General features: G+C 61.5%; 22 protein-coding genes. 9 read left to right on the top strand and 13 right to left on the bottom strand.

Going from position 1 to position 24,902, the window contains the following annotated elements:
* The first annotated feature begins 355 nt into the window (after nucleotides 1-355).
* The 3 genes from AX768_RS26675 to AX768_RS26665 all read left to right on the top strand — a co-directional run bounded on the left by AX768_RS26675 (nucleotide 356) and on the right by AX768_RS26665 (nucleotide 3,741).
* Nucleotides 356-1,666, top strand: a complete 1,311-nt coding sequence (locus AX768_RS26675) for an IS256 family transposase (protein ID WP_062003698.1) — start codon at nucleotides 356-358, stop codon at nucleotides 1,664-1,666.
* A 182-nt stretch (nucleotides 1,667-1,848) separates the two neighbouring features.
* Complete coding sequence (locus AX768_RS26670) at nucleotides 1,849-2,988, top strand: fimbrial protein (RefSeq protein ID WP_082779101.1); 1,140 nt, start codon at nucleotides 1,849-1,851, stop codon at nucleotides 2,986-2,988.
* Between the two features lie 351 nt (nucleotides 2,989-3,339).
* Complete coding sequence (locus AX768_RS26665) at nucleotides 3,340-3,741, top strand: PaaI family thioesterase (protein WP_062003697.1); 402 nt, start codon at nucleotides 3,340-3,342, stop codon at nucleotides 3,739-3,741.
* 30 nt (nucleotides 3,742-3,771) lie between these two features.
* Here AX768_RS26665 and AX768_RS33925 read toward each other — a convergent pair whose 3' ends face one another.
* The gene (locus AX768_RS33925; protein ID WP_062003077.1) at nucleotides 3,772-4,029 is read right to left on the bottom strand and encodes a hypothetical protein; all 258 of its coding nucleotides are present in this window, start codon (nucleotides 4,027-4,029) and stop codon (nucleotides 3,772-3,774) included.
* A 134-nt stretch (nucleotides 4,030-4,163) separates the two neighbouring features.
* Between AX768_RS33925 and AX768_RS26655 the strand changes: the two genes are divergently transcribed.
* Nucleotides 4,164-5,519 carry an MFS transporter gene (locus tag AX768_RS26655; protein ID WP_062003076.1) on the top strand — a complete coding sequence of 452 codons (1,356 nt, stop codon included), beginning with the start codon at nucleotides 4,164-4,166 and terminating at the stop codon, nucleotides 5,517-5,519.
* Nucleotides 5,520-5,524: 5 nt separating this feature from the next.
* On the opposite strand, the gene AX768_RS26650 is transcribed toward AX768_RS26655, so the two are convergent.
* The 11 genes from AX768_RS26650 to AX768_RS26600 all read right to left on the bottom strand — a co-directional run bounded on the left by AX768_RS26650 (nucleotide 5,525) and on the right by AX768_RS26600 (nucleotide 17,721).
* Nucleotides 5,525-6,592: a zinc-binding metallopeptidase family protein gene (locus AX768_RS26650; RefSeq protein ID WP_062003075.1), complete on the bottom strand. Its 1,068-nt coding sequence runs from the start codon at nucleotides 6,590-6,592 to the stop codon at nucleotides 5,525-5,527.
* Nucleotides 6,593-6,712: 120 nt separating this feature from the next.
* The gene (locus tag AX768_RS26645; RefSeq protein WP_062003074.1) at nucleotides 6,713-7,297 is read right to left on the bottom strand and encodes a TetR/AcrR family transcriptional regulator; all 585 of its coding nucleotides are present in this window, start codon (nucleotides 7,295-7,297) and stop codon (nucleotides 6,713-6,715) included.
* Between the two features lie 79 nt (nucleotides 7,298-7,376).
* Nucleotides 7,377-8,294, bottom strand: a complete 918-nt coding sequence (locus AX768_RS26640; RefSeq protein ID WP_062003073.1) for a nucleotidyl transferase AbiEii/AbiGii toxin family protein — start codon at nucleotides 8,292-8,294, stop codon at nucleotides 7,377-7,379.
* Nucleotides 8,295-9,143 (bottom strand): type IV toxin-antitoxin system AbiEi family antitoxin domain-containing protein, encoded by an 849-nt coding sequence (locus AX768_RS26635; RefSeq protein ID WP_062003072.1) that lies wholly within the window; start codon nucleotides 9,141-9,143, stop codon nucleotides 8,295-8,297.
* A 187-nt stretch (nucleotides 9,144-9,330) separates the two neighbouring features.
* A complete protein-coding gene (locus tag AX768_RS26630) occupies nucleotides 9,331-10,854 on the bottom strand; it encodes an efflux transporter outer membrane subunit (protein WP_062003071.1) in 1,524 nt (507 codons plus the stop codon).
* A complete protein-coding gene (locus tag AX768_RS26625; RefSeq protein WP_062003070.1) occupies nucleotides 10,851-11,843 on the bottom strand; it encodes an efflux RND transporter periplasmic adaptor subunit in 993 nt (330 codons plus the stop codon). The genes AX768_RS26630 and AX768_RS26625 overlap by 4 nt, the downstream gene beginning before the upstream one ends.
* Entirely contained in the window at nucleotides 11,840-12,049 is a 210-nt protein-coding gene (locus AX768_RS26620) for a DUF1656 domain-containing protein (RefSeq protein WP_062003069.1), read from the bottom strand. Before AX768_RS26620 ends, AX768_RS26625 begins: the two co-directional genes overlap by 4 nt.
* Nucleotides 12,050-12,086: 37 nt before the next feature.
* A complete protein-coding gene (locus AX768_RS26615) occupies nucleotides 12,087-14,207 on the bottom strand; it encodes an FUSC family protein (protein ID WP_062003068.1) in 2,121 nt (706 codons plus the stop codon).
* 6 nt (nucleotides 14,208-14,213) lie between these two features.
* Complete coding sequence (locus tag AX768_RS26610; RefSeq protein ID WP_062003696.1) at nucleotides 14,214-14,711, bottom strand: MarR family winged helix-turn-helix transcriptional regulator; 498 nt, start codon at nucleotides 14,709-14,711, stop codon at nucleotides 14,214-14,216.
* An 88-nt stretch (nucleotides 14,712-14,799) separates the two neighbouring features.
* Complete coding sequence (locus AX768_RS26605) at nucleotides 14,800-16,500, bottom strand: cobaltochelatase CobT-related protein (RefSeq protein WP_062003067.1); 1,701 nt, start codon at nucleotides 16,498-16,500, stop codon at nucleotides 14,800-14,802.
* A gap of 9 nt (nucleotides 16,501-16,509) precedes the next feature.
* Nucleotides 16,510-17,721 (bottom strand): AAA family ATPase, encoded by a 1,212-nt coding sequence (locus AX768_RS26600; RefSeq protein ID WP_062003066.1) that lies wholly within the window; start codon nucleotides 17,719-17,721, stop codon nucleotides 16,510-16,512.
* 409 nt (nucleotides 17,722-18,130) lie between these two features.
* On the opposite strand from AX768_RS26600, the gene ltaE reads away from it, so the two are divergent.
* A complete protein-coding gene (gene ltaE / locus AX768_RS26595; RefSeq protein ID WP_062003065.1) occupies nucleotides 18,131-19,162 on the top strand; it encodes a low-specificity L-threonine aldolase in 1,032 nt (343 codons plus the stop codon).
* 19 nt (nucleotides 19,163-19,181) lie between these two features.
* Here ltaE and AX768_RS26590 read toward each other — a convergent pair whose 3' ends face one another.
* The gene (locus AX768_RS26590; RefSeq protein WP_062003064.1) at nucleotides 19,182-20,072 is read right to left on the bottom strand and encodes a LysR family transcriptional regulator; all 891 of its coding nucleotides are present in this window, start codon (nucleotides 20,070-20,072) and stop codon (nucleotides 19,182-19,184) included.
* Between the two features lie 109 nt (nucleotides 20,073-20,181).
* Between AX768_RS26590 and AX768_RS26585 the strand changes: the two genes are divergently transcribed.
* The 4 genes from AX768_RS26585 (at nucleotide 20,182) to frc (ending at nucleotide 24,822) form a co-directional block, all read left to right on the top strand.
* A complete protein-coding gene (locus AX768_RS26585) occupies nucleotides 20,182-21,186 on the top strand; it encodes an aldo/keto reductase (protein WP_062003063.1) in 1,005 nt (334 codons plus the stop codon).
* 122 nt (nucleotides 21,187-21,308) lie between these two features.
* Nucleotides 21,309-22,193, top strand: coding sequence for an oxidoreductase (locus AX768_RS26580; protein ID WP_062003062.1), 885 nt, complete (start codon nucleotides 21,309-21,311; stop codon nucleotides 22,191-22,193).
* Between the two features lie 10 nt (nucleotides 22,194-22,203).
* Complete coding sequence (locus tag AX768_RS26575) at nucleotides 22,204-23,226, top strand: AraC family transcriptional regulator (protein ID WP_062003061.1); 1,023 nt, start codon at nucleotides 22,204-22,206, stop codon at nucleotides 23,224-23,226.
* Between the two features lie 345 nt (nucleotides 23,227-23,571).
* Nucleotides 23,572-24,822, top strand: coding sequence for a formyl-CoA transferase (gene frc / locus AX768_RS26570; RefSeq protein ID WP_062003060.1), 1,251 nt, complete (start codon nucleotides 23,572-23,574; stop codon nucleotides 24,820-24,822).
* Nucleotides 24,823-24,902: the final 80 nt, after the last annotated feature.

The raw sequence follows: 24,902 nt of genomic DNA, 5'->3' as shown, positions 1-24,902 counted from the left end.
GTTCCTGTTTTCGTGCGATGCCGCTGGTAGCTGAGGCGTGGCATCGCCACGTTTGAGCGCCGCAAGGTCTCGGATGCTCATCATGCCGTCCACACACCAAGTCGAGAATTGCCAATTTTTCCATTACCGTTTCCAAACAAGAAACGGTCCGTGCTTTGGACTCGTGACAGCGACAAACCAAACGGGCTCAGGCGCGAACAACTCATGTTAATCAAGCGTTTTGTTGGAAGACTGCTGTTGTCAATTTCGGGCAATGTCCCAAGCGTAGTTGAAGGTTGAAGGCGGCGGTTTCCTGGTGAATCCGAGACAATCGGGTTTGCCAACGACGAAAACCTCGGACAGGAGAACCGCCAAAATGAAGCCTACCAAGAAAACCCGTCACAGCGCCAGCCTTGCGTTTAGTGTCGTGGCAAAGCAAGACGCTGACGCGCTGAAAGCCTGTTTTGCAGAAAATAGTGAGATGCTGCTGCCGTTGTTGGAACTGGTTCAGAACACGCGCGCGACCATTGATGAGTTGATGCACGAGGCCGGGCGCGGTTTGGTCGAACAGTTGCTCGTGTTGTCCGCGATGGAGCTCGCGGGTGACAAACACCCGGGCAAATCGGGTGGCGAGGTCCGCTGGCATGGTTCGCAGCGTGGGCAGATCGTGATGGACGAGCGCAAGCTGGCGGTCAAACGCCCACGATTGCGTAACAAAGGCGGCGTCGAAGTGGGGATTCCAGCGTACGAGCAACTGAACCAGAATCCGCGACTTGGAAAGCGGGTGCACGACATTTTGGTGACGGGGGTGTCCACACGCAAGTACGCGAAGGTGCTGCCGAAGATGGCTGGCACTGTGGGCATCTCCAAAAGCAGCGTGTCGCGCCAGTTCATCAAGGCCAGCGAGAAAGCACTGGAGACGCTGATGGCACGGCGCTTCGATGACAAGGACATTCTGGCGATCTACATGGACGGCATCATTGTCGACAAGCGGCACATTCTGGCGGCCATCGGCGTGGACAGCGGGGGCGGCAAGCACCTGCTGGGGCTGGCGAGCGGCTCCAGTGAGAACGCAGAAGTAGTCAAGGACCTGTTGAATGGTTTGATCGAGCGCGGTCTGTCGAGCGGGCGCAACTATCTGTTCGTGATAGACGGCTCCAAGGCGCTGCGCGCGGCAATCGAGGCGGTCTTCGGCAAGCGGGCCCACGTGCAGCGGTGCCGGACTCACAAGATGCGCAACGTGACTGATCGTCTGCCCAAGGAAGTGGTCTCGCAAGTGAGCGCAGTGATGAAAGCCGCCTACAAGCTGCCAGAAAAAGAGGGGCTGGCGAAACTGAAGACGCAGGCAGCGTGGCTCAAGACCGAATATCCGGACGCAGCAGCTTCGCTGCTTGAAGGACTTGAAGAGACCTTCACGGTCAACAGACTGGGCTTGACGCCGGCGCTTATGCGTTGCCTGTGCACGACCAACATCATCGAGAACCCGAACGGCGCGGTGCGCCGCGTCACACGCCGGGTGACGCGCTACCGGGATGCGGACATGGCGATGCGCTGGACGGCCACGGGCTTTCTGGAAGCTGAAAAGACTTTCCGAAAAATCAGCGGTGTCGACGACCTGTGGATTCTGGCTACTGCTTTGCAGCGATCTACGGAAAAAACCGTTGACCATGATTTGAAGTCTGCCTAACCTAAGCAGCACCCGCCGTCCTAACCTTCAACTGGCATTGGGACATTGCCCAATTTCGAGGTGGACGGTCATGGCACGCGGTCGGTAGGGTGTCGGTGCCTCAGTGCCTCGGTGCGCCAAGGCCGGACTGCACATCGGCTTGATTCCGGCTTACATATTGACCTGCTACCTGAAGGGCTTCAATGTTTATGTGGCCAAATATCGCATTCGTTTCATCTGCCACTAGCAGCACCGACCGCTCGGCGAACAACCGCTTTTTTGCTATCGATTGGGGCATCCAGACCTCTTTCAGCAGGCACCTTTTCTTCATTGCGCTTACAGCGTGCATTGTCTTCAGCGCGACGTCCGCACGCGCCAGCCTGACATGCACTTACCCGGTGAACGTAAGCAAAGTGCTTGCCGCAGGAACCATTTCGGTCCCGGCGTCGCCTGCTGTGGGGGCCACGGTCAAGACGCTGGCACCGGATGCGTTTCAGATACCGTGCAGGCTTCTTTCGTCTGCGCCCGTCTCGACTTCAGCCGACGAATACGCCATTTTTAAGACGACCGCGTCGCTGGCATCAGGGTTTAGTGATGTCTATGCGACCAACGTCCCAGGCCTGGGTGTTCGCTTTGCGTTCAACGCACCGGCGTGCAATGCGGTTAATGCCACGCTGGACAAAGGAGAGGCCAGGCTGACCTGTCCCGTCAACACGCCGGTCGGTGGACCTTACGTAAATATCGATATCGCAAGTGTCGTCAGTCTCGTGACGACCGGTCCTGTCGCCGCGGGAGCATCGAGCCTTTTAACAATCCCGACCGTCACGATCACCTATCAGCACTCAGACAGTCCTGGCAATAGTTACCAGTTTGGTTCGCTTTATACGGGCACGGCAAGCGGCACGCTCAGCACTGCCACCTGTTCAGTACAGACCGACGCTCCGGTCGTTGCGCTCCCCACCGTATCCGTACGCGGATTTTCAGGCGGCCTGGGAACCACGGCCGGCGCTCAATCGTTCAACCTCAGCTTTGCCTGTGCAACCGGCGCACAAGTTTCCATAGTCATCACCGACGCAGTCGATCCGTCGAACCGTTCGAACGTGCTTAACCTCGCGTCTGAATCGACGGCCAAGGGCGTTGGTGTACAGGTCCTCAGGGACAAGGGCACGCCGGTTAGTTTCGGTCCGGATGCGGCGGGGCCGAATGTGCCGAATCAGTGGTTGATCGGTGCTTCGCCGAACGGCGTGCTCGTGCTGCCTTTAACGGCGCAGTACATTCGTACCGGAAACGTCACGGCCGGATCGATCAAGGCATTGGCTACATTCACGATGTCGTACCAATAGCCGCACGGGCTCAGACCGGTTTGAACGCGGTGCGAAATAGACGTCGCTATCCGGAGCTGGTCGCAGAGCAGTAGTGGGCGGCTATAAACCGCAGGCGATTGCCTGAGCGCTTTATTGGACGTCGATTCAGTTTGCGCACGCGTACATCTCGCCGCTCCGGCAAAGATGGACAGGCTTGCCGGGGGATAGCCTGCAGGCCAACGACTTCGCCGTGGCCTGGTTATAGTGATCGAATCAATGTTCCGGCCGGGATCGAAGTTAGCTTTTTTTCCGGTCGATCCTATCAAGATTCACGAGACCGGACTAAGTGCTGCGGCGATAACTCCGGTCGGCAAAGGAGATCTTTTCCCGATGTCCAATCTCGTCCTCGACAATCCTTTCCTCGAATACCTCGATGCCCGGCATGTAGGCTGGAAGGAAGGTTACGCCGAATTTCGCATGCCGATCCAGCCGAAGCACCTGAACCGGCGCGGTGTGTTGCAGGGCGGCGTGGTGGCGACGCTGCTCGATGCCGCCTGCGGTTATGCCGGCTTGTATGCACCCGAGGACGAACCTGCCAGGCACGGCTTCACGTTGTCGCTGACGGTCAATTACCTTGATACGGGGCTGGGTGAAAGCGTTACGGCGAAGGGCTTCATCGAAAGACAGGGCCGCAGCATTTTCTTCTCACGCGGCGAGGCGTGGGTGGACGACAAGATCCTGATCGCGAGCGCGCAAGGGACGTTCAAATCGGCAGGACTCAAAAAAGGCTGAGGGAGCGCGGTCAGACGGCGCTCCCGATGCTTATGCAGCCGTTGCCGCGTGCGTCGAAGTGCTTGTACGCTTCGGGCGCCTCATCGAGCGCAATTCGTGCGAGATGATCGGGACTTCGTGGCCCTTGCAACTGCATTGATAACCCACGCATTCGCAGCCCCGGTCAGCGCCTTCACCACCGGTCAGTTCCAGCGCCTGGTCGACGGCGAAACCATCGCTGTCATCGATACCAATGACTGGCGTACATCGAACTCCTGCAGATTGCGAGGAGACGGCAAAGGGCGGCATGGTGTTCGTGTCGCCTGGGTCCTACCACTATGACGCGATCGTTCTAGGAGTCCGGTTTATGGTCGCATCTACTCAAAGGGAACCCATCAATCCAACAAACAGCCAAGGCCAGTCCTTTATCCGGGAGTCATCGAATGTCGAGAACGTTGGAAGCCGCGCCTCCTGAAGTCGATCTGAAAACGCTGCGCAAAGTGATTCTCGCGGCTTCGATCGGCAACTTCGTCGAATGGTTCGATTTCGCCGCGTACGGCTTTCTCGCGACCATCCTCACGCGCGAGTTTTTTCCGAGCGGAGACCCCGCTGTCGGACTGCTCAAGACCTTTGCCGTGTTCGCCGTGGCGTTTGCGTTCAGGCCGCTCGGCGGAATTGTGTTCGGCGTGATCGGCGACCGGATCGGCCGCAAGCGCACGCTGGCGCTGACTATTTTGCTGATGGCAGGCGCGACGACATTGATCGGTTTATTGCCGACTTACGCCGCCGTCGGCGCATTCGCGCCGCTGCTCTTGACGGTGATCCGCTGCGTGCAGGGCTTCTCGGCCGGCGGGGAATATGCCGGTGCCTGCGCCTACGTGATGGAACACGCGCCGCAGCACAAGCGTGCGCGGTATGGCAGTTTCGTGCCGGTCTCGACGTTTTCTTCTTTCGCGGTCGCCGCGGTCGTGGCCTACGCGCTCGATGCCTCCCTGTCCGCCGATGCCATGAGCTCGTGGGGCTGGCGCGTGCCATTTTTGGCGGCCGCGCCGATCGGCTTGATCGGGCTTTATCTGCGGATGAATCTCAACGAAACGCCGGCGTTCCGTGCTCTCGAGGGCGAGCATGCCGTGGCGCACGCGCCATTACGCGATACGCTGCGCACGCAGGCGGCAGGCATCCTGAAGCTGGGCGCGTTCATCTCCGTGACGGCGTTGTCGTTTTATATGTTCACGACGTACTTCGCGACTTACCTGCAGGTCGCCGGCCATCTGAATCGTGCGACATCCTTGCTGATTACCGTGATTGCGCTGTTTTTCGCGGCTGCGCTGTGCCCGCTCGCAGGTTTGTATTCAGACTTCGTTGGACGCAGGAAAACCGTGCTGACGACGTGCGTGATTTTGATCGCGACCGTATATCCATCGTTTTCGCTTGGCAGTTCAGGGCAGTTCCTGCCGTCGGTGCTGGGGGTAGGACTGCTGGCGATCGGCGCAGTGTTGTCCGGCGTAGTGACCGCACCTTTGTTGTCCGAAATATTCCCGACGCGCACACGCTACACCGCTTCAGCCATCACCTATAACCTCGCTTACACGATCTTCGGCGGCACCGCGCCGCTCGTCGCCACGTGGCTGATCACGACGACCGGCAACAACATGTCGCCGGCGCTGTACCTGATCGTTATTTCGGTGATGGGCCTGATTGGCGGGATGATGTTGCCGGAGACGTCGAAGGTATCGTTGCACGGCGGGCAACCGGCTTCGTCCAGTGCGAGCCCGGCAGCCCTCAAAGCCGTGGCGTAAGAAGTTTATTGCTGGACTTGCCCCGCGGCCGCGATCACGCGATGCACGAAGCGCAGCTTTTCGACCACCGGCGGCGCGAGCGCGAACGGGTAAGCGTCGGGCATGCCGAGACTGCGATTCAGGCTGTTTAGCGCATAGGTGAGCGGAAACCACTGGTGCATCAGGTGGTCGAAGGTCGCTTCGCCGACGGGCGGCTGCGCCACGAGCGTGGGATCGAGCGTGTTCAATGGCGCGAGGGCCACGCCGCAGGCACGGGCGGTATCGATGGTGTCGAAGATGTGCAGGTAATGCGCCCATGTCTCCGCCCAGTCCTCCCACGCGTGCGTGGTCGCGTAGCCGCTCACGAACGACTTGTTCCAGTCCGGCGGCGGGCCTTCCTTGTAGTGGCGCGCGAGCGCTCCGCTGTAACTCGCGCGTTCGTCGCCGAACAGCATCCGGAAACTGTCGATCCACGGCGTATCCGCGATCAGCCGGTCGAAATAGTAGTGGCCGATCTCATGCCGGAAATGCCCCAGCAAGGTACGGTAGGGCTCGCCCATCGCGAGGCGGGCGCGTTCGCGCTGGGCGTCGTCGGCCTCGGCAATGTTCATCGTGATCAGGCCATTGTCGTGGCCAGTCAGCACGCGTTTGCCCCGGCCATCCTCCATGAATTCGAACTGCAGCCCCGTCTTCGGATTGTCTTGGCGGGAGTCCACGCGAAGTCCGAGCGCGCCGAGCGTGTAGAGCAGGCGCCGCTTTGCCGCTTCCAGCCGGAACCAGTAGTAGCGACGGTTCGGCACGCCGAGGTTCGGAATGGTGTGGGTCAGGCGGCACGCGTGGCAGAGGGGATCGCGTGAATCGGCCGGCACCATCCAGTTGCAGACCTTTTCGACGGCGTAGTTATGACACGGCTTGTACAGGCCCGCGTCGCCGCGTTCGGGGTGGCGGCTGCGCCAGAGGCCGTCGCCCGCGTCTTCGAACGCGCTGATTTCGGCGAGTTCGGGAATGAAGCCCAGCAGGGACTCGCAGCGTTCGCAGCGGAAGTTCTCGAAGAACACCAACTGATTGCAGTGGTTGCAATGGAAAGTTTTCATGAGCCCGGAGGTCGGAGTGCGCGCGATGTGCGTGACACAAGTCCCGGTCAAGCCTGGAACATGCGCAAAATGTGGCGGTTCGGCGAGCGTACACCTTACTGCGCAGCAACCTGCATGCCGCTAGTTCAGGCGCGCGGTGAGATACGCCGTCACGGCGGTCTTGTATTCATCGATGAGAAGACGCCGTTCCTTCGGTTTCGCGGCCATGTAGAGCGGCGGGAGACCCTTCACGATCTGCAGAAGCACCTCGGCGATGCGCAGTGCGTCGGCTGGCGCCAGGTCTGTGCGTCGGTGCGCGAACAGTTCCGCGAAGCGTTGCCGCAGGCGGCTGCGGTCGTCGTCGCTGCGATTGGTGGGTGTGGACGCCGCCGATAACGCCAGATAAGCCGGATGGTCGCCGATAAACCCTGTCATCAGGTCGATCAGCCGCCCGGCGAGCTCGGGCGTGCTGGCGGTGCGTGCATGCTCGGCGAGCGCGCTCCAGCGTTCGTCCATGAGCGCGCCATACTCGGTGCGCAGCGCGATGGCGAGCGCGTCCTTGTTCAGGAAATACTGGTAGACCGCACCAATCGATACCCCCGCGCGTGCGGCGATCTCGGTCATGGTGGCGGCTTCGAGGCCGCGTTCGGCGATGACGGTGCCGGCGGCCGCGAGCATGTCCTGCATGCGCTTCTCGGCGCGTTCTTGCTGGGGAATGCGTCGCATGGTTGAACGTCGGGGTCAGGGAGCGCTCAAGGTTACACGGAAAGCGCGCCGGGATCAGGTTTGGGGAAGCGTCGATCGATCACGTTGATGACAGAACCTTTCCGAGCTGTGCCACGAGGGCTGCTCGTTTGTCCGTATCGATACTATTCAGATTGCGTTGGCGCCATCGCACTGCGGGCAACTCCGCGGCGGCTTGCAAATCGAGGGAATCCCAGGCGGGGTTGCCGCGCTCGAAAGCCAGAAGGAATTCCCGATGGATCTCTGGCATCGATCCAATCATCTCGCGAACCAATGTTTCCCGCGCCGCCAGGAGTTCCTCGAGCTGGACCGAATCGCGAGTCATTCCGACAAAACCTCGCTCAAACTCAGCCGCGATGTCTTTGCGTCGAACGGTCAGGATCTCGGCCATCGGTCGATCATGGCTGACCAGGTAGATCAGGAACGCTCGCCGCAGTGACTCGTCGATACCCTCGTTAGCCAGCAGATCGCGCACATCAAACAAGTCACGCGGATGCTGTCGGTCCAGCGCCGCAACGATCTTGCCCGCGTAAAGGTCCGGGAAGGAAAGTACACGCATCTCGGCAAATCCGAATTCCTCCTCGACGCTCGGTGTGACCGAGCGCATCTTCGGTTCAAACACGCACCCCCTGAGAACCGGCGTCACTTCTATCTTGATTTGTACACCGTCATGACGAACAACGAGTTTGGTGACCACGTCCTCCCTGGAACGCGCGAATAGAACGCGTGTTCCAGGGAGAGCCCCGGCGATACGTTCGGCCGTCCGTTTCATGGCCGTATCGATCGCCGCAAGCGAAGCCGGACGGTCCTGAATGGGCAAATAGGTCAAGTCGATATCGACTGAAAGACGTGGCAGATCGCGTACGAAAAGGTTGATGGCGGTGCCGCCTTTGATCGCGAAATGCTCTTCTGCGGAGACGGAAGGCAAGGTCCGGATCAGTAATTCGACCTGACGTCGATAAACATCGGCAAAGGCCATTCAATGTACCTCGTCGAGATCTTTGGGAACGGTGATCTGGTATGTGAAATCCAGACGTCCGTCCTTTACCAGCACCCGCTTGCCCGAACCAAGCCCGATTTTCGATCGATCGATATGCTTGAGCCATGCATGACCGTGCCGGTCCGCAAAGAAGAAGAAGAGACGCTTGACCTTCACGCTTTGGCATCGATCAAGTAGCGCTTGCAGGCGTCGTGGAGCAAGATTGCTTAATCCTTCCATCAGCATGTCTGTCTGATGAAAACTTTCGTGGCCAGGCAGTTCATCGAGAAGTTCGAGCACGGCGCGTTCGGGCGTCGAGGCTGTCAGTGGCCAGTTCCATTGACCCCATGGAAGCGAGCGCAATCCGGCATCTTGGAATAAGGCGGGATCTCGCGCGGGAAGCTCGTCATTCCGGACAAGAGGGGGAAATTCGACAACGCTCAGGTCGTTCCCGAAAAGTGGCGCGCTGTTGTGATAGACAAATCGTTCCTTAAGCGGGAGCGAATAAAGCCATCCCGGCGGTCTGGCGGGACCGTGAAGATGGATCTCGGGAGAACTTTGCGAAAGATAGTGCGCATAGCCTTGCAGCTCGAGGGCCGTGCGGCCGCCAACAATCAGGCGGCGCTCAAGCAGCGTTTGCAAAGAGATAATGACCTGTTGCCAGCCGAGTTGACCACGGGGACGCCGATAAACCCTGCGCGCGGGTTGTTCAAGCCAACCAGCGGCGACGTACTTGGAGCGAAGAGACGTGGAATAGTGGTTCGTGGACAGCCATTCGGCGTCCACAAGCAAACCTTCCGGAAGCAAGATCCCGAGTTGGTTTAGTTTTCGCTGGTTTGGCTCACTCATGGTTGGCGTACGTAGATTTTTTCGAACTCAGCATGGTTTGAAAATATACCAATTTACGTAGCCATGGTAATCGAAACGGACAAACTGTAACCGATGGGTGCAAATACCAACTGCACAAACTGATCGCTGATTTTCAAAACAGGCTTCTCCCGAATCGATTCAGGAGACCAAGGCCGGTCATAGCAGACTAATCGGCGCTGTCGTACTTTATGAAATGAGGTGTTCCCGATCCGCTCGTGGGAGCAGAGACCGGGCGGGGCGCCACAGCAACGCTGGGATCAGGGGACGAACCCATCTCCCATCCCCCGCCCAGCGCAAGGAACAAATTCACCTGATCGATCGCCACTTGCCCCTCGGCCGCCGACAACTGCGCGTTCGTCGATGTCAGCACGCGAGTCGCATCCAGATCGGCGATAAACGATTCGCGCCCGGCGAGGAAAAACCGGTGCGTCTGATCGGCGGATTCAGCCGCCGATTTCTGCGCGGCCCGCAGCGCGTCGGCGCGGGTGTAATCGGCGGAATACGTCGCGAGACTCGACTGCGTCTCGCGCAATGCCTTGAGCACGACACCATCGAACTGGGCGAGCGCAGCGTCGGCGCCATATTGCGCTTCGTGAATCCGGCCGCGTGCGCCATTCACCGGGAACGTCCAGCTGATCAGCGGACCAAAGCCCCAGCGCGCGGTCGGTTGCGTGCCGAGGTCTTCCAGCACGCCGGTCAAACCGGCAGACGCGCCGATGCTCACCGTCGGATACAACGCGCCCGTCGCGACACCAATGCGCGCGGTCGATGCCGCCAGCCTTCGCTCCGCTTGCCGTACATCGGGGCGGCGGCGCAGCAGGGCGGCGCCATCGCCGACGGGCAGGGGTTGTGCGATCGTCGGCGTCTTGTTGCAGGCGTACACGGCCTTGGGCAGGTCTTCCGGCGAACGCGCCAGCAGCGCCGCCAGTTGATATTGCGCGATCTTGCGGCGCGCGGTGTACACCGGGATATTCGCGCTGAGCGTGGCGACCTGCGTCTGGCCGGCGGTCACATCGGGCGCGTTGCCGCGTCCAGCCTGCTGCAACCTGCGCGATACCGATACCCGCTGGCGCTGCAACGCCAGCGACCTTTGCGCAATCACGAGTTCTTCGGCCGCCGAGCAATTCTGTACATAAGCGCGCACGACGTCGGCCACGACCGAGATCCGCGCGAGATCGGCGGCGGCCTGCGTTGCATCGCTGTCTGCTTGCGCCGCTTCAACGCCGCGGCGCAGCGTGCCGAAAAGATCGAGTTCGTACGAAATGTTGATGCCGACATCGCCTTCGTTCGCGACCGGGATCTTTTCGAAGATGAGGTACTGTTCGGCCGATTCCTGCGCGCGCTTGAACGCCGCCGACGCCCCGCCCGAAAACCCGCCCTGCGATTGCGCGACGCTCAGCGCGGCGCGCGAGCGGCCGAGGTTCGCCGCCGCCACGCGCAGGTCCGTATTCGATGCCATCGCCTGCTGCACGAGGTCGTCGAGTACGGGATCGTTGTAGAGACGCCACCAGTGCGTGGGCACGGCGCCCGCCGATACCGTCGACTGGCCTTGTGCACCGTCGAGCGGCGCGTTCGCGTACGGCGCGTTGACGGCAGCGTCTTTCGGCAGGGAATAATCAGGGCCGACGGTGAAGCACGCGGCGAGCGCGAGCACGAACGGCGTCAGGGCAAGGGCGCGCGGCATCTTCATTTGCTTGCCGCCGGTGCGGATGCGGCGACGCCGGTGGTCACAGGAACCACGCCGCTGGCCGTGGCCGGTGCAGACACTGCCGAAGCCGATGAAGCGCCGTCGGCGCGGGTGTTTCCGGTCGGCGTCAAATCACGCACCGACACCGTCGCCGTGCGCCCCGCGATCATCCGGAAATCCGCCGGCACTTCGTCGAGTGCAATGCGCACCGGAATCCGTTGCGCAAGCCGCACCCAGCTGAACGCCGGATTCACGTTCGGCAGCAGGTTCGATCCCTGCACGCGGTCACGATCCTCGATACCCGCCACGATGCTCTGCACATGCCCGCGCAGGATCGCGGGTTCGCCCATCACCTTGATGTCGACTGCCTGGCCGATATCGATACCCCGCAGCTTCGTTTCCTCGAAGTATCCATCGACACGGAACGAATGCAGGTCCACCACCGACAACACCGAGCGTCCCGCCGTCACGAACTCGCCCGTGCGCGGCGCGCGGTCGTTGAGGTAACCATCGACGGGACTCACGATCGTCGTGCGTTGCAGGTTGAGGCGGGCGGTATCGATGGCGACTTCGGCATCGGCAAGCGCCGCTTCGGCCTGCTGCACGCGCGAACGGCTTTCTTCCGTGATCTCGCGTGCGACGAGGTCGCCGAGCGTCCGGTTACGCGCGTCTTCGCGGCGCGCCTGGTCGAGCGTCGCGCGGCGCTGCAGTGCGGTCGCCTGGGCCTGGCGCAAGCTCAGCGCGTAACGCGCCTGATCGATGACGAAGAGCACCTGGCCGGCCTTCACCGGCTGATTATCGACCACTTTTACATCGACGATCAGGCCGCCGACATCAGGCGCCACCTGCACGACGTCGGCGCGCACATGGCCGTCGCGCGTCCACGGCGCAAACATGTAATAGCCCACGAGCCGCCACAGCACGAACGCGGCGATCGCCACGACGACGAGCGTAAAGAGGATCTGTCCAATCGAGAACCAGGTTTTTTTCACGGTAATAGCCGATGCGAAACAATGACCACGATGCCAAGCACGATCACGTAGATCGCGAGGTCGAAAATGGAACGATGCCAGACGAAACGGTACAGCCCCACGCGCGCGAACACGCGCGTGAGCACGAGGCAGAGCAGGTACGAGACCAGCATCAGGATCAGCACGGCCGGCAGGAACACGCCGTAGATATCGATTTCGCCGATCATCGCGGGATGCTTTGTAAAGGGATGAGCAAACGGCGCGTCATGCTGCGGCCTCGGGTTCTGGCGGCAGCGCGGACGCGACGGTTTCCGGAAACAGCGACAAACGCATGCCGACGAGCGCATGCAGCGCATCGCGTACCTGACGGCCCGGCGGGGGCGCCTGGGTCTGCGAGGCTGCAGCTTCGGCATTGGCTTCGGCATGGACCGCGCCGCCGCGGCGCGTGATGCGCGTGAGGGCGGTATCGATGGCCGTTTCCAGGCTTTGCGGTACCGGTTGCCGAGATCCACGCTCGACGTTGTACTGGAAGTAAGCGCGCACGCCTTCGAGCACGCTGTCCACCGACGCCAGTTCCGCTTCGCCGAGCCTGCGCCGCAGGCGCCGCAGATCGAGCGCGTTGAACGCAATGCGCAGGTCCCGGAAACTTTCGATGGACGGATGGCGGCGTTCGTCGGTGGCGGCAAGGCGTGGAATGATCTGCATCAAACGGTCGATCATGCGGGCCGTCAGGTTTTTCTGGTCATCGACGGGACGAGTCGATGCGCTTAGTACCACGTCGCGCCAGCTCGACCGGATCAGTCGCGAAGCCGCCAGTTCCGCGCCGAAGGGCCGCGTCACACGCGTCCACACGAACGCGAACAGCAGCCCGGCCGGACCCGCGAGGTTGCTGTTCATGAAGGTCAGGAAATTGGCGTCGTAGGTGCCCTGGATGCTGATGAACGTCGCCGTGTTCACGGCCGTCAGCATGGTCGCGAGGTTGAACTGCGGACGCGGGATCAGCGTGCCGATCAAGATGAACGGCACTGCGAACATGATCACGAGCATCGGGAAGTCGTGCACGGTCGGCAAAATCACGAAGAGATATAGCCCGGCCAGCACCACGGCAAGACATGTGTAGATGAAAAACGAGAACACTTGCGGCGCGGGTTCGTCGAGCGCGGCGAAAAAGCAGCACGCGACCGCCGCCAGGGTCACGGCGCCCGCGCCGTCGTTCCAGCCGGACGCAATCCATATGCTCATGGAAACGAAGATGGCGAGCATGGCCGAGCCCGCCGAAAACATCAGCATGCCGCGATCGAAATATTGCTGCGTGCCGCCGAGCCGCCAGTGTCGATAACGCGGCCGCCACGATCCTTGCTCGTTGGTGATGATCACGCGCAGCGAGCGGCAGTCCTGCCAGACATCCACGAGCTGTTTCAGCCGCCAGAGCGTGCTCGAGAGCAGCGCGCCGTCCCACGTGCGCAGGCCGTCGGCATCGGGTTGCAGGCTTGCGACACGGGCACGCAATGCGTCGGCGTTGGCATCGGCATCAGCGGACCCCGATTTTGCATCGACGGGTTCGTCGAACCACTTGACGATATCGTCGAGAAGCGGCTTGAGACCGTCCGGCGGTGGCTGCTGGCCGCTGAACAACGCCGCGAGCGGATCGCCGATAGCCGACATGATCGGCAGCAGCAATTGCATCCGTCCGCGCAGCGCTTGCGCGCGAGCAAGGACGTCGGGCCGGCTATGGTCGTAGGCGAGCTGGCTCAGCAGGAACTCAAGCTGATTGACTGTCAAGGCCATCCGCTGGCGGCATGCCGCAATGGTTTGACCGGAGAGCCGGCCGGAAAGCGTTTCCTTCGTGTAGAACGCGGCGTCGCGGAACCAGGCGTCGGTACGTTCGATCAGCGTGGGCGCAAGACGGCTCGGGAACAACGCGCCGCCGACCACGCTCGCGCACACGATGCCGAGCACGATTTCCTCGGTCCGTGAAACGGCGAGATCGAAGATGCCGGCCGGGTTCATGACGGAGGGCAGGGCGATCAGCGGCATGGTGTACCCCGCCAGCATGAAGACGTAGCTGCGCGCGGTGCGGTCGGATATGGCGAGAAACAGCAGCGTGCCCGTCCAGATTGCAACGACGGCGCTGAAAATGTACGGCGACTCCACGAACGGCGGCACGAACAGCACCGCCGCCGCCGCGCCGATCATGGTTCCCAGCGCGCGATACAAAGCCTTCGAGCGGGTTGCGCCCACAAACGGATTCGAGACGATATACACGGTCGCCATCGCCCAGTACGGACGCGGCAATTCCAGCTTGAGGCCGATGTAAAGCGCCAGCATGGAAGCAATGAAGGTCTTGACCGAAAACAGCCATTCGCGCGAAGTGGGGTACGTCATGGTGCGCTAGACGCCTTCTTCCGTATCGGTGCCGGCCGGATGGGATTTCGACGATGCCTGGGACGCGGGCGTCGCCGCACCCAGTTTAAACGCGGCGAATACGCGCAGGGTGGCTTCCAGGTCTTCTTGGGTGACGTTTTGCAACACATCGGCGCGCAGGCCGATCAGTTCTTTCTCGATCTTGGCGGTGACGCTGCGGCCTTCGTCGGTGAGGGAAATGATCTTGGCGCGCCGGTCGTCTGGATCTTCTTCGCGGCGCACGAGACTGGCGGCGCACAGTTGATCGAGCAGACGCACGAGCGACGGGCCTTCGATTCCCGTCATTTCCGCCAGCGCCACCTGCCGAACGGGCGCGTCGAGCCGCCCCGCGATAAGCAGCGGGGTAGCGCAGGCTTCGGAGACGTTGTAGGCGGCGATCACGCTATGACTGGTTCGCCGCCACTGGCGGGAGGCGATCACAAGCGCGCTGCTTACGGATTGTCGGAGGACATCGATTGTCGGCATGGCGGGCATTGTATTTCGCCGACAATTCGTTAGCAAGCTATTGAATTAAATGCCGGGGTCAGAGTTGTTTTTTTGCCGCGGGTATTCGTCAACCGCGCTTTGCGAGCAGAAGCTCGCTGAGGATCGCGAACGCCATGGTTGGAAGCTCGACGAGTTTCTCCATGACGATGTTATGCGCATAAAACTTTTCTACGGCGTCATCGAGCAAGCCGATGCCAACGAGTTCGATTCCCGATGCCGTGATTTCACCGATCCGCGCCCGCAAATCAGTTCGCAAGATGACCGGATGACCGTCGCCAGTGGCGGGGTAACCATCGGACAGCACCATCAGGATGCGGCGTCCTGCGCGCTGCGCCAAAAGCCGGCCGGCCGCCCAGACCAGCGCTTCGCCGTCGGGATTCTCGTGGCTGCAGTCGATTGTGCTCAGGCCGGTGGGATTGCTCGATCCAAACCGCTTGTAGATCCTCAGGTCCAAGCGTTCGAGCTTGCGGTTGTATCGGGTTAGATCTTCGCCTTCTCCGAGCATCTGTTGGTAATACGCTCGCATCTCCGCGGACTCTACGGAGCTATACCCTAGCACTTCGCATTTGAACGACAACTGCATCAGCGCATCGCACAGCGCCGCTGCACACAGGCGCGCCAGATCCATCTTTTTTCCAGCCATGGACCCGCTAAGGTCGATGAGCAGAGTCACTGCTGCGTCGCGGCCTTCGGTCGTGCGTTTTACACGGAACGGCGTGCGATAACCCGGCGACACCACGAGCTTCGCCAGCGCCGGCCGGTCGATTTCGCCGCGTTCCTGCTCGCGTTTCCAATGCGTCTGTTCGTCGGCTTTGAGCGCCCGCTCAAGGCGCGCGGTCAGCGGAGCGGTTTCCGCGCGGGCGAGTGCGCGGAGGTTTCGCCATGCCGCAGGGTCGCCTCGGCCCGTCAGGTCGGTGATGATGTCGTATGCGGTGGTGAGCGGGATTGAGAGGCGCGGGCGGCCATCGATCAGATCTATATCGTCCGCCGACATGGGTGCCGCGGGCGATTGTGCTTCGGAAGCCTGCGCAGCGGCGTCCGACGGCGATGTTGCGCTGGTCGTGGCATCGGCTGAAGCTGCGTCCGGCGCTTCGTTTTCCGATGCGACGTCCGGATCGCTCGCGGCTTGCTCGGCGTCGAGCGTGTCATCGGCGTCGGCGGTAAACATCATCGTATTGACGTCGCCCGCGCCGAGCGATCTGATCCGCGCCACGAGCGCGTGCGCATTCGCGATGCTTTCGCGCGTCGACCGGCTCTTGCGCGCAGTTTCCAGCGCATCGGTCACAGCGCCGAGCGTGGCCAGAAGCGCGGGCGTGCGTTCCGTGACGGCGGGCGTTTCGCCCCACAGCGCGCCTTCGACAAGCCAGATCAGCTTGTCGCGCCATGAAAGCGTGGACCATTTCTGGTGCGTGGCATGCGCCTTCTGCGCGCGCAGCCTTTCGACATATCCACGGGCACCCGGATAGTCGGCGAACAAACGCTCGCACACACGCCGGTCTTCTATGACCTCGGCAAGTTGCCGCGCCGGACCTGAAGGCAGCGCGTCGATCTCATCGATGACGGAAAACTTCCAGCGCGCCGCGAGCAGATCGAGCTGGCCGGTGAGGGCGTCCGCGTCCGGTGAATCCGGCGCGGGTTCCGCAAGCACGATGCGCTCGCGTTCGACACGTGGGCCGCGTGCATCGAAGGAGACGGTCACGCCATAGCGGCCCGTCAGGACCCGCGCGAGCCGGCTTAGCGTGTCAGACGTGAGTTGGGCGCGGCTCACGAACGCGGCTCAATCGTCAAACGCGATGTGATGCCGGATGATGCTGCGGATCAGCGCAGCGTCCTCCGCGCTCACTTTTGCGTAGATCGCAGGGCCGGCGGCGCGCTCCGGATCGCCCGAACGAAGCATGAGGTCGGCCCAGTCGAGCAAACGGCGCGTCGAAAACGCGCTCGCCAGATCTTCCCGGGCGAAGGCCGCGCGGCAATCGGCAGCAATCGCGGCGAGCGTGTTTGCCATCGGAGGCGTGATGCGCGCGCCGAGCGTGCGCATCAGCACCTCGGCTTCCTCTTCCGGCGACAAATAATCCATCAGGTACACGCGCCATCGGTCGAGAAAGGCTTCGTTCATCAGGTTTGCACCCTGGTACAGATGACGATAAATGCTCATTGCACCGACAGCGTTCGCGGTCGCGAACAACCGGAACGACGCATGCGGCGCGACCAGCTCGTTGCCTTTTTCCTTCAGCAGCAAGCGTCCGTGCGGTTCGAGCACGGCGGTCAGCACGGCGAGGATCGATGGCTCGGCAAAGTCGATTTCATCGACCACGAGCCAGAGGCCTTCGCGCATCGCGGTCGGCAACACGCCGTCCACCCACAGCGTCTCGCCGCCTTTCACGGTCCAGAACCCCACGAAATCGCCGATGGTCGTCTGCCCGTTCATATTCGCCCGCAGCACGCCGTGTTGCGAGCGCGCCGCGACCTGTTCGATCAGACTGGTTTTGCCTGCGCCGGTGTGTCCGATCAGCATCACACGCCGGTTTTCGACGATGTCCTGAAGGATGTCGGCGAAGCGCCCGGGGAAGAGGTAGGCGGGATTCAGGCGCGGCACGAGCGGACCGGCGTGGCCGAGCGGCATTTCGACTGTGCCGATCAAAGTAGTGGCATGGTCCGGCTGAGAAAGCGTGGCGAACATTGCTTTGCCCGGTGCTGCGCGCTTGAGGTCCTTGAGAAAGCCGTTGCGTCCTTCGCCGGCAACTGGCGCTTCTTTGTCGCCGGGACGCAGAAAACCTTCGCGATGCCACTTTTGCAGCTTCGATTTCAGGTTTTCAAGATCGACGACGGTATCGATATTCGCCGGCGCCTCGTCGCGCCCATGTTCGATCCGGTACATCTGGGGCCTGTCGGAGAGCGTCACGCGCCACCATTCGGCGCCATGTCCGGCGGAGCGTTCATAGCGGCCGATGTAGGGATCGTCTTGCAATTGCGGGTCGGGCGCGTTCATGGGAGTCGAGGCTTGGTCGCAGTGGATTGCGGAAGTTTATACGTTCGGAGCTTCGCGGCGCGCTTCGCTTGCGTGGGCAGTGGCGAAACTTGATAATTTGCATTAGATATACGTGTTATCTATTTGATATAAAAGAGAATTATAACAAACCTAATAATTTGTTTAAGAATACTTCTTAAACTTTTGATTTGCTTGAAAAATAATGTGTAGTACGGGAACCTAACTTCAAGTGCTTTATAAGGTCGTGCATGAAGTTAATTCTCATGTGTGGGTTTCGCCTGCAAGATATTGATTTAATTGATTAACTGTGGGGAATTGCGAACTCGCCAAACCCACCGGCCTTTATGACGCAACTCACGACTGCGCATCCACAATGGCAAAATAAGCGCTCCACAAACCAGGAGCCGAAATGCGTACCCCGATCAAGCACGACTTCCGCAGCGACACCGTTACGCGACCCGGCCAGGCGATGCGCGCCGCGATGGCATCGGCGGAAGTGGGCGACGACGTTTTTCGCGATGACCCTACCGTCACCCGCCTGGAAGAAACGCTCGCAGAACGCTTCGGCAAGGACGCCGGGGTGTTCCTGACATCGGGTACGCAATCGAATCTGGTCGCGCTGATGGCGCATTGCGGACGGGGCGATGAGTTCATCGTGGGCCAGCAGGCCCATGCGTACAAATGGGAAGGCGGCGGCGCGGCCGTGCTCGGCAGCATTCAGCCGCAGCCCTTGAACAATCAGCCCGATGGTTCGCTCGCGCTGCAGGATATCGAAGAAGCGATCAAGCCCGACGATTCGCATTTCGCGCGCACGCGGCTTCTCGCGCTGGAAAACACGATCGGCGGCAAGGTCCTCTCGCATGAATACATGGAGGCGGCGACAGCGCTTGCGCGCCGCCACGGGCTGGCTACCCATCTCGATGGCGCGCGCATTTTCAACGCGGCCACGGCGCTGAAGACACCTGTCGCGACCCTCGCGCGTCCATTCGATACGGTGTCCGTGTGTTTGTCGAAGGGATTGGGCACGCCGGTCGGCTCTGTGCTGGTCGGCAGTGCGCCGCTGATTGCGAAGGCGCGGCGTACGCGCAAGATGCTGGGCGGCGGTTTGCGGCAAGTCGGGATTCTCGCGGCGGCGGGCCTCTACGCGCTCGAACACAACGTGGAGCGTCTAGCCGATGACCACGCGAACGCGAAGGCACTGGCCGAAGGCCTTGCATCGTTCAGCCAGCTCAAGGTCACGATGCCGGATACCAACATCGTCTTTGTCGAGGTGGACGGCGCGATTGCCGAGGGATTCTCGGCGCATCTCGCGTCGCACGGAATTGGCATCACGTCGGCCTATGGCGCGACCAAACAGCGCTGGGTCACGCATCTGGATGTGGACCGGGCGGCAGTCGAAGACGCATTGAGCGCTGCGAAGTCTTTCTTCGCCAACCGATAGCCAACGGACGGGAAGCCGGTCACTCTTCCTTCACGAAATCGATGAACGCACGCAACGGCGCGGGCATGTGCGTGCGGCTCGGGTAGTACAGGAACGGCCCTGAAAAGTGCTCCCACCACTCGTGGAGCACCGGCACGAGCGCGCCGCTGTCGATTTGCGGACGCAGGAATTCGTCGAAGGTATAGATCATTCCCAGGCCGGCGGTCGCTGCGGCCACTTCCAGTGCCAGCGTCGTTGCCACCAGCGGCCCTCGTGGCGTGAATCGAACCTGTTCGTCGCCGCGCACAAAATTCCACGCTGCCAGCACGCCGCTCGCAAACCTGTGGCCAATGCACGCATGGTCCAGCAAGTCACGCGGGTGCACGGGCAGGCCATGTCTCTCGAAATACGCGGGCGAACCCGCCGCCACGAAATGCTGCGTGCGCGGGCCGATCGGCACGGCGATCATGTCGCGCTCCAGACGTTCGTCGTAGCGAATGCCGGCATCAAAACCGGCTGCAAGCACATCGATAAACGTATCGTTCGATACCACCTCCAGCCTGATACCTGGATGCGCGGCCAGAAAGCGCGTGACGATCGGCGGCAAGACATGCATCGCAACGATGGTCGGGACATTCAGGCGCAATGTCCCGGTCGGGCTGTCCCGAAAACTATTGACCGCGTCCAGCGCGCCGGCAATCTCGCCGAGCGCCGGCCCAAGGCGTTCCAGCAACCGCTGGCCCGCTTCCGTCACGGTGACGCTGCGCGTGGTCCGGTTCAGCAAACGGACCCCGAGACGCGCTTCAAGACGCCGGATCGCCTCGCTCAATGCCGATGCGGACACGCCGCGCACACGCGCCGCCGCGCGGAAGCTGCGTACTTGAGTGACGGCCATGAAAGCGTTGAGATCGGAGAGATCGGGATCGTCCATTGTGCGTTTTTCCGTACAGCCCGTGCTGTAACGGCCGGATTGTCGCACGCTTGGGCGGCTCACATACTCCTGTTATCGCATCCGCATCGGCACGAACAGGAGAAAGAGCATGGAACAGCGTCAACTCGGAAAAACAGGACCGCAAGTGTCCGCCCTCGGGCTCGGCTGCATGGGCATGTCCGGCATGTACGGGCCGTCGGAGCGTGGCGAAAGCATCGCCACGATCCACGCGGCGCTCGACGCGGGCATCAACCTGATCGATACCGGCGATTTCTATGGCAGCGGCCATAACGAAGCGCTGATCGGCGAAGCGTTAAAGGGTATGAAACGCGACGCCGCCGTCGTCAGCGTCAAGTTCGGCGCGTTGCGCGACCCGGCGGGAGGCTGGGCAGGTTACGACGCACGGCCTGCAGCCATCAAGAATTTCCTTGCGTATTCGCTGCAGCGACTGGGGCTTGATTACATCGATATCTATCGTCCTGCGCGGCTCGACCCGAACGTGCCTATCGAGGAAAGCATCGGCGGGATTGCGGATCTGGTGAAGGCGGGGTATGTGCGGCACATCGGGCTGTCGGAAGTCGGCTCGGACACCATCCGCCGCGCCGCAGCCGTGCATCCGATCGCCGATTTGCAGATCGAGTATTCGCTGCTTTCGCGCGGTATCGAAGACAATATTCTCGATACTTGCCGCGCGCTTGGCATCGGTGTGACGGCTTATGGCGTGCTGTCACGCGGGCTGATCAGCGGGCACTGGATGCCCGCGCAGAATCTGGCGGGCAGCGATTTCCGCGCGCATAGTCCGCGCTTCCAGGGCGAAAACGCTGAACGCAATCTGAAGCTCGTCGATGCCCTGCGGCGAATCGCGCAAGCGAAGGGCGTGTCCGTGGCGCAGATCGCGATTGCATGGGTCGCGGCACAGGGCAAGGACATCGTGCCGCTGATCGGCGCGCGTCGGCGCGAGCGCCTGACCGAAGCACTGGGCGCGCTCGACGTCACGCTTTCGGCCGATGACCTCGCCGCAATCGAACAGGCCGTTCCGAAGGGTGCGGCAGCGGGCGACCGGTATGCCGCGGCGCAAATGGCGCATCTGGACAGCGAGAAGCGCCACGGCTGACTGTTCCAACGGCCTGGCGCAATCCGATTGCACGTTGGCGCGATCGGATTAGTGCCGCCGAGGTCTCGCTCCTAGAATCGGTGAACGCATTTACCTCGTTCATCGTTAAAAGGAAGCACCTCATGTCGTCAGTCTGGCTTATCACCGGCAGTTCCCGTGGCATCGGCCACGAGTTGGCAAAAGCAGTTCTCGCGGCGGGGCATCGTCTGGTCGCGACCGCGCGTCGCCCTGAGGACCTTCACGCGCTTGTCGAGCAATACGGCGAGCGCGTGCGCGCCGTCGCACTCGATGTCACCGATCCCGCGTCGGCACGCGCCGCCGTGCAGGAAGCCGTCAGCGCGTTCGGCCGTCTCGATGTCGTCGTGAACAACGCGGGCTACGGCAACATTGCATCGATCGAAGAAGGTGACGACGCCGATTTCCGCGCGCAAATGGAAACCAATTTCTACGGCGTCGCGAACGTCACGCGTGCGGCGCTGCCGGTCCTTCGCGGACAGCGCAGCGGGCACATCATCCAGGTTTCATCGATAGGCGGACGTGTCGGTTCGCCCGGCCTGGCCGCTTATCAATCGGCTAAATGGGCGGTCGAGGGCTTTTCCGAAGTGCTCGCGAAGGAAGTCGCGCCGCTCGGGATCAAGGTGACGATTGTCGAGCCGGGCGGTTTCCGCACGGACTGGGCGGGTTCCTCGATGACCATCCACGCTCCCGGTCCCGACTATGCACAGAGCATCGCTCCTTTGCTGGAGTACCGGAATTCGCACAAGCCCGTCGGCGATCCGGCGAAAGCCGCGCAGGCGATCCTGAGCATCGCGGAAGTGGACGAACCGCCGCTGCGTCTGCTTTTGGGCAGCGACGCCGTGCATATCGCGGGACAATTGCACGAGGCGCGCGGCGCGATGGACGCACAATGGCGCGACTTGAGCATGTCCACCGATGCCGACGATGCCACCGGCTGGCGCGGTCTTATCGATAAACTCGATATCGTTAAGCAGAAAGCGACCGACTAAATCGAGGCCCATGAAAACAGACGGCGTTCCCATCAGTCCCGCGCTGATCGCCCGGCTCAACACGCTGGGCGTGGACGTCGCGCGCACTTTCCGTGCGGCCGGCATTGCGTGGCCGCCGGCGGCCAACGCCGAGCGGCTGCGGCTGCGCGTCACGACGCAGAAGTACTTCGCGTTATGGGAAGCCATTGCGCAGGTGAGCGGCGATCCGGCGATCGGCTTGCGCATCGGCGAGCAAACTTCGCACGGCCAGCTCGACATCATGTCGCTCGCCGCGTTGCATTCCGCGAATTTCCGCGATGCCCTCGCCAAGCTCGGCCGCTACAAGCGGCTAAGCTGTCCGGAAGAGGTCATCGTCGATATCAACGGCGCCGAAGCGTCGGTTGCATTCCGCTGGCTTCTCGCCGATGGCAACCTCCCCGATCTTCTCGCCGACGCAATGTTCGCATCGGCGTTGGCGATGGCCCGGCGCGGTTCGGGCATCGAGATCAAGCCGCGCCGCGTGGAACTGACGCGCCGGGCGTCGAACCGGACGATGTTCGCGCGCCATTACGGTTGCGAGATCGTTTTCGACGCGCCACAAGACGTGATCGTCTTCGATACCGCCGCGCTCGCGCTGCCCTTCGTCACGCATAACGCGGATTTGCTGGCGGCCGTTTTACCTCAGCTCGATGCCGGTATCGCCGAACTGAGCCGTACGCAGACCTTCTCAGATCAGGTCGAGGCGGTAATTGCGCGGAGCATGCGCGGGCAACGGCCAAGCGTCGATGCACTCGCGCATGAAATGGGCATCAGTTCGAGGACGCTGCAAAGAAAACTCGCCGTCGATGGCACGACTTACCAGCAATTGCTGGATCGGGTGCGCAACCGGATTGCGCGCAGGCTGCTTGGGAGCACCGATCTAGGCGCCGGTGAAATCGCTTGGTTCCTCGGTTTCGAGGAGGTCAACTCGTTTTCGCGTGCGTTCAACCAATGGGAAGGCGTGACGCCGCAAAGGTGGCGGGTCGGATCGGATAGCCGACCGACCACTGCTTAGGGTTCTCCCGCCGTGCCGTCGTTCGCTCGCTGCGGACGACGATCTCACCAGTCTCCCTTTTTCCTCTCTTTTGCACTGCAACAGGCTAACGCTGTGGCGCCGGCGTTAACGGCGTTATTGCGCCTGCTGCATTGCGTCACGTCCGGTTCGATGAATAAATATCCTTGACTAATACTGTGTTCGGAATATTGTATATCACAAGAAACGACGGTTGCCCGTAGGCACCGCGCCAATAGACGCCTCGAAGAGGAGACAACACATCCCAGCACGCTTGACGCGCCTCTCTCTTCCCCTTGCGCTTTATCCAACACACCAACTAATCCAGTCAGTCAGGAGACAAAAGCCATGACCAGGCCCCTCGAAGGCATCAAGATCATCGACTTCACGCACGTTCAGGCCGGGCCGGCGTGCACGCAGTTGCTCGCGTGGTTCGGTGCGGACGTGATCAAGGTCGAACGTCCCGGTTCCGGCGACGTGACGCGCACGCAATTGCGCGATATCCCGAACGTGGATGCGCTGTACTTCACCATGTTGAACAGCAACAAGAAGTCGCTCACGCTCGACACCAAGAAGCCGGAAGGCAAGGAAGTGCTCGAAAAGCTCATCAAGGAATCGGACGTGATGGTCGAGAATTTCGGCCCGGGCGCGCTCGACCGGATGGGTTTCCCGTGGGAGCACATCAAGGAACTGAACCCGAAGATGATTTTGGCGTCCGTCAAGGGCTTCAGCGACGGCCATCATTACGATGACCTCAAGGTCTACGAAAACGTGGCGCAGTGCGCGGGCGGATCGGCATCGACGACCGGTTTCTGGGATGGTCCTCCGACCATCAGCGCAGCCGCGCTCGGCGACAGTAACACGGGCATGCATCTGGCCATCGGCATTTTGACGGCGTTGATTGGCCGGGATAAGACCGGCAAGGGTCAGAAGGTGGCGGTATCGATGCAGGACAGCGTGCTGAATCTGTGCCGCGTGAAGCTGCGCGATCAGCAGCGCCTCGACCGCCTGGGCTATCTGGAAGAGTATCCGCAATACCCGCACGGTGAATTCAGCGATGTCGTCCCACGCGGCGGCAATGCCGGCGGCGGCGGTCAGCCGGGCTGGGTGCTCAAGTGCAAGGGCTGGGAAACGGACCCGAACTCGTACATCTACTTCACGATCCAGGGCCACGCGTGGGCGCCGATCTGCAAGGCGATCGGCAAGCCGGAATGGATCGAGGATCCGAAGTACAACACCGCGCAAGCACGGCAGCCGCACATCTTCGACATCTTCGCGACCATCGAAACCTGGCTCGCCGATAAAACCAAGTTCGAAGCCGTCGACATTCTGCGCAAGTTCGACATCCCATGCGCACCAGTCCTGACCATGAAGGAACTCGCCAACGATCCGTCGCTGCGCGAGAGCGGCACGATCACGGAAGTCCAGCACAAGGAACGCGGCTCGTACCTGACCGTGGGCAGCCCGATCAAGTTCTCCGACATGAAGCCGGACATCACGGCGTCACCTTTGCTCGGCGAACACACGGACGAAGTGCTTGCAAGCCTCGGTTACAGCAGCGACCAGATCAGCAAGCTGCACGACGCTCAGGCGGTTTGAACGCGTAACTGCGGCGCTGTGGGTTTTCACGAACTCACAGCGCTGCATGTTTCAACCAGGGTGCTTCGACCATGAGCAGC

This window comes from Burkholderia sp. PAMC 28687 (assembly GCF_001577465.1).
Taxonomy (GTDB): Bacteria; Pseudomonadota; Gammaproteobacteria; order Burkholderiales; family Burkholderiaceae; genus Caballeronia.
This window is presented reverse-complemented; position numbering and strand designations above follow the sequence as displayed.

Coding starts and splice junctions, on each gene's coding strand:
- AX768_RS26675 (WP_062003698.1), top strand. CDS start 356: ATGAAGCCTACCAAGAAAACCCGTCACAGCGCCAGCCTTGCGTTTAGT.
- AX768_RS26670 (WP_082779101.1), top strand. CDS start 1,849: ATGTTTATGTGGCCAAATATCGCATTCGTTTCATCTGCCACTAGCAGC.
- AX768_RS26665 (WP_062003697.1), top strand. CDS start 3,340: ATGTCCAATCTCGTCCTCGACAATCCTTTCCTCGAATACCTCGATGCC.
- AX768_RS33925 (WP_062003077.1), bottom strand. CDS start 4,029: ATGCCGCCCTTTGCCGTCTCCTCGCAATCTGCAGGAGTTCGATGTACG.
- AX768_RS26655 (WP_062003076.1), top strand. CDS start 4,164: ATGTCGAGAACGTTGGAAGCCGCGCCTCCTGAAGTCGATCTGAAAACG.
- AX768_RS26650 (WP_062003075.1), bottom strand. CDS start 6,592: ATGAAAACTTTCCATTGCAACCACTGCAATCAGTTGGTGTTCTTCGAG.
- AX768_RS26645 (WP_062003074.1), bottom strand. CDS start 7,297: ATGCGACGCATTCCCCAGCAAGAACGCGCCGAGAAGCGCATGCAGGAC.
- AX768_RS26640 (WP_062003073.1), bottom strand. CDS start 8,294: ATGGCCTTTGCCGATGTTTATCGACGTCAGGTCGAATTACTGATCCGG.
- AX768_RS26635 (WP_062003072.1), bottom strand. CDS start 9,143: ATGAGTGAGCCAAACCAGCGAAAACTAAACCAACTCGGGATCTTGCTT.
- AX768_RS26630 (WP_062003071.1), bottom strand. CDS start 10,854: ATGAAGATGCCGCGCGCCCTTGCCCTGACGCCGTTCGTGCTCGCGCTC.
- AX768_RS26620 (WP_062003069.1), bottom strand. CDS start 12,049: ATGATCGGCGAAATCGATATCTACGGCGTGTTCCTGCCGGCCGTGCTG.
- AX768_RS26615 (WP_062003068.1), bottom strand. CDS start 14,207: ATGACGTACCCCACTTCGCGCGAATGGCTGTTTTCGGTCAAGACCTTC.
- AX768_RS26610 (WP_062003696.1), bottom strand. CDS start 14,711: ATGCCGACAATCGATGTCCTCCGACAATCCGTAAGCAGCGCGCTTGTG.
- AX768_RS26600 (WP_062003066.1), bottom strand. CDS start 17,721: ATGAACGCGCCCGACCCGCAATTGCAAGACGATCCCTACATCGGCCGC.
- ltaE (WP_062003065.1), top strand. CDS start 18,131: ATGCGTACCCCGATCAAGCACGACTTCCGCAGCGACACCGTTACGCGA.
- AX768_RS26590 (WP_062003064.1), bottom strand. CDS start 20,072: ATGGACGATCCCGATCTCTCCGATCTCAACGCTTTCATGGCCGTCACT.
- AX768_RS26585 (WP_062003063.1), top strand. CDS start 20,182: ATGGAACAGCGTCAACTCGGAAAAACAGGACCGCAAGTGTCCGCCCTC.
- AX768_RS26580 (WP_062003062.1), top strand. CDS start 21,309: ATGTCGTCAGTCTGGCTTATCACCGGCAGTTCCCGTGGCATCGGCCAC.
- AX768_RS26575 (WP_062003061.1), top strand. CDS start 22,204: ATGAAAACAGACGGCGTTCCCATCAGTCCCGCGCTGATCGCCCGGCTC.
- frc (WP_062003060.1), top strand. CDS start 23,572: ATGACCAGGCCCCTCGAAGGCATCAAGATCATCGACTTCACGCACGTT.